At 71.3% G+C, this 4,076-nt stretch carries 3 protein-coding genes; 1 reads left to right on the top strand and 2 read right to left on the bottom strand.

Features of this window, described 5'->3' with window-relative positions:
* Nucleotides 1-222: 222 nt before the first annotated feature.
* Nucleotides 223-1,554 carry an MFS transporter gene (locus PHC73_RS08050; protein WP_300126555.1) on the bottom strand — a complete coding sequence of 444 codons (1,332 nt, stop codon included), beginning with the start codon at nucleotides 1,552-1,554 and terminating at the stop codon, nucleotides 223-225.
* A gap of 16 nt (nucleotides 1,555-1,570) precedes the next feature.
* Nucleotides 1,571-2,782 carry an MFS transporter gene (locus PHC73_RS08055; protein ID WP_300126557.1) on the bottom strand — a complete coding sequence of 404 codons (1,212 nt, stop codon included), beginning with the start codon at nucleotides 2,780-2,782 and terminating at the stop codon, nucleotides 1,571-1,573.
* A gap of 149 nt (nucleotides 2,783-2,931) precedes the next feature.
* On the opposite strand from PHC73_RS08055, the gene PHC73_RS08060 reads away from it, so the two are divergent.
* A partial coding sequence (locus tag PHC73_RS08060) for a M18 family aminopeptidase (protein ID WP_300126558.1) occupies nucleotides 2,932-4,076 on the top strand: 1,145 nt, incomplete at its 3' end.

The following is a 4,076-nucleotide window of genomic DNA, read 5'->3' on the forward strand; positions in this document are numbered from 1 at the left end:
AGGCGACCGGCTTCAGGTCGCGATTGAAAATGGGCTGACGACCCAGATAGACGGTGCGCATTGGCGAGCGGACTCCGGACAAGGACGGTGAGTCGAAACATCACCACGAAGGGATGTTTCGGCATTTCCTTATCGACCGCCTGCCACCGTGCTTTATGGGAGTGCGGAAAAATTCCGTCCATCGAATTTTTCAGCTCGCCGTCGCGCGGTGCACGCCCGCGCTCAGCTCTTCCGGCGCACCGCGGCCGCATCACGCAGGGCGGCGATGGCCGCCGCGGCCACCAGCAGCGGCGCCCCGAACACTAGGAAATAAACCGCAAAGCGTGGCTGCAGCATGGCCAGCCAGCCACCCGCCAGCGGCCCCAAAATCGACCCGACGCGACCCCAGGCCTGCGCCCAACCGACACCGGTGGCGCGCACCGCGCTCGGGTAAACCTGCGTGGCGATCGGGTACAGGCCGCACTGGGCCGCGCCCGCGAACAGCCCGGTCGCCAGACAGGCTCCCGCCACCGCCGCGTAGCGGCCGTCGCCCAAACCGATGCCCATGATGGCCAACGCCCCCAGCGCGAAGAACGTCGCCAGCATGCGGCGCGGGTCGTGGCGCGCCGACAGCCAGGCCAGCGCGAGCGCCCCCAGCACACCGCCGATGTTGAACATGACCGTGGTGCGAATGGCGCGGGCGAGCGGCACGCCGCCGTCCACCAGCAGTTTGGGCAGCCAGTTCATCAGGAAGAACAGCACCAGCAGGTTGATGAAAAACGCCAGCCACAGCAGCAGCGTGTTGCGCGCCCGCCCGCCGCGAAACAGCGCATCGGCGCCGCCGCGCGCAGGCGGCTCGGGTAGTTCGTAGCGGTCGTGGGCGGCGTAGGCGGTGGCGACATCGAAGCGCGCGAGCAGCCGCGCCAGCGCCGCACCGCCGCCGTGCCGACGCGCCAGGTACTGCGGCGACTCCGGCAGCCAGCGCAGCAGCACCAGCACCAGAACCAGCGGCAGGCCGCCGCCGACATAGAACATGGCCCGCCAACCGTGCTCGACCACCAGGCTGCCGGCGATCACACCGCCAAGCAGCCCGCCGACCGAAAAGCCGATATACATCAGCGTGATCAGCAGCGGCCGATGGCGCGCCGGGGCGCACTCGGCGACCAGCGTCACGGCATTCGGCAGCGCGCCGCCCAGACCCAAACCGGTCACCAGCCGCAACACCAGCAGCGCTGTGATGCCGGACGCCAGCGCCGTCAGCAGCGTACCCAGCCCGAACAGGGCCACGCAGAAAATCATGGTGCGGCGGCGGCCTAGACGGTCGCCCAGCGTGCCGAACAGCAGCGCGCCGCCGGTCATGCCCAGCAGCGCGGCGCTGAACACCGGCCCCAGGCGATCGTTGCCGATGCCAAACTCGGCCGCGATCTGCGGCGCCGTGAAGCCGATGACCTGCGCGTCCAGGCCATCGGTGGCGGCCACGGCGAAGGTCAGCGCCAGCAGCAGCCAGTGCTGGACGCCCAGCGGCGCCGCGCCGAGTCGGGCCGGCACATTCCAGGTGCGAACGGTTTGCGTCATGTCGGGTCCCGGTTGCTCAGATGTCTTGATCGGCGCCCGTGACGCGGGCGCTCAGCGTGAACGTGGCGGCGGCCGCCAGCAGCAGCGCCATGCCGAAGCCGACGAAGTACTGCTGCAACGGCACGCCCGAACGCAGCAGCGCGCCACCCGCCAGGGGCCCGAATACCGAACCCACGCGCCCGCAGCCGAGCGCCCAGCCGATGCCGGTGGCGCGCAGCGCGGTCGGGTAGGCAGCGGCCGCCAGCGCGTGCAGGGCGATCTGCGCCCCGAACACGAAAAAGCCGGCCAGCGCGGCGGCCGTGACGTAAGCGGCGAAACTGCCGGTGGCGTAACCGACGGCCGCCAGGCTCAGCGCCGCCAGCACGAAGGCGCTACCGATCACCCGCCGCGCGTCGAAGCTGCGGCACAGCGCCGCCAGCAGCAGCGGCCCGACCACGCCACCGAGATTCAGCGCCAGCGCGGCGAGCGAGCCCTGGTGCGCCGAGAAACCCGCCTGGCCGGCCAGAAACGGCACCCAGTTGGCCAGAAAGAACATCACCATCATGTTGACAAAAAAGCCCAGCCACAGGCGCCGCGTGTCGGCACCGAAGCGTGGCTCGAGCAGACGGCGCAGGCCGCCGCGCGGTTCGGCCAGGGTCACTCGCACGACCGCCGTTGGCGGCAGGTAGCGCCCGAGCAGCGGGATCAACAGCAGCGGCAGCACGCCGCCGACCAGGTACAGGGCGCGCCAGCCAAAACGCGGCAGCAGCGGCACCGCCAGCGCGGCGCACAGCATGCCGCCGAGCGCAAAGCCGACCAGACCGATGCTCACCCACAGCGGCCGCTGACGGCTCGGCGCATGCTCGGCGATGAGCGCGGTGGCGTTCGGCACCGCGCCGCCCAGACCAAGGCCGGTCAGCAGGCGCAGCGCGAGCAGCGCGCCGTAGCCGCTCGCCAGCGCTGTGATGCCGGCGAATACCCCGAACAGGGCGCAGCACAGCATCAGCAGGCGCACCCGGCCCCACCGGTCGCCCAGCGGCGCGATCAACACAGAGCCGCCGATCATGCCCACGATGCCAGCCGCGAACAGCGGCCCCAGGCGCGCCGCCGGCAGACCCCAGTCGGCGGCGATGGCCGGCGCGGTGAGCGCGATCACCAGCATGTCGAAACCATCCAGCACGATCACCAGCAGGCACAGACCCAGCACGCGCGCGGCCACAGCCGGCGCCCCATCGACGCTGGCGTTCATCATGTCCCTCCTCCTGCGCCGCCCGTCACCGGGCTGCGTACTTTTTTCATATCAGGCACCGGCGCGGCGCGGCCGGCGCGCAACGATAACCCGTGCCTGACCGACCACCTGCTTACAATGCTTTTCCGATCCTGCCCCGTGTCCCCGCCATGCCCCTGCTGCCCGTCTCCCCTGCCGCCCGCGCCCGCGCGCAGGCGCTGCTCGATTTCATCGATGCGAGTCCCAGTCCCTGGCATGCGGCGGCCAGTGCCGCCGCGCTGCTGGAAGCGGCCGGCTACCGGCGCCTTGAAGAAAGCGCGCCGTGGCGGCTGGCGCCCGGCGCGCGGCATTACGTGATCCGCGACGGCTCCACGCTGGCGGCGTTTCGCATCGGCAGCGCGCCGCTGCCCGAAACCGGCCTGCGCCTGGTCGGCGCGCACACCGACTCGCCCGGCCTGCGCGTGAAGCCGCGCGCCGGCGAGGCCAAGGACGGCTGGCTGCGCCTGGGCGTCGAAATCTACGGCGGGCCGATCCTGGCCACCTTCACCGACCGCGATCTGGGCCTCGCCGGTCGGGTGGCAGTGCGCGCTGCGGGCGCGCCGCTGGGCATCGACAGCCGCCTGGTGCGCTTTGCCGCGCCGCTGGCGCGGATTCCGAACCTGGCCATCCACCTGAACCGCAAGGTCAACGATGACGGCCTGACGCTCGACCGCCAAGCGGCGCTGCCGCCGATTCTGAGCGCCGTGCAGGACGGCCTGCCGGCGGCCGACCACCTGACGCGCCTGCTGGCCGAGGCGCTGGCGGTCGAGCCGCGCGACCTGCTCGGCTTCGAGCTGAACCTGTACGACACGCAGCCGGGCGCGTTTTTCGGTCCGCAGCAGGAATTCATCGCCGACTCGCAGCTCGACAATCTCGGCTCGTGCCATGCCGCGCTGATGGCGCTGCTCGACACCGACGCCGCACCGCCGGCGGCCAGCAGCCTGTGCCTGCTGTTCGATCACGAGGAGGTCGGCTCGACCAGCGCCAAGGGCGCCGACGGCAGCTTCCTGGACGACCTGCTCGAACGCATCGCGCTGGGCTGCGGACTCGACCGCGAAGACCGGCACCGCGCGCTGGCACGCAGCGTGCTGGTCAGTGCCGACATGGCGCACGCGTTTCACCCCGGCCACGCCGGCGCCTACGACGACCAGCACCGCGTGCACGTGAACCACGGCCCGGTCATCAAAACCAACGCCGGCCAGCGCTACACCACCGACGCCGTGTCGGCGGGCGTGTTCCAGCTGGCCTGCGAACGCGCCGGGGTGCCCTGGCAGCC

Origin of the sequence: Immundisolibacter sp. (genome assembly GCF_028696615.1) — a bacterium.
GTDB lineage: Bacteria > Pseudomonadota > Gammaproteobacteria > Immundisolibacterales > Immundisolibacteraceae > Immundisolibacter.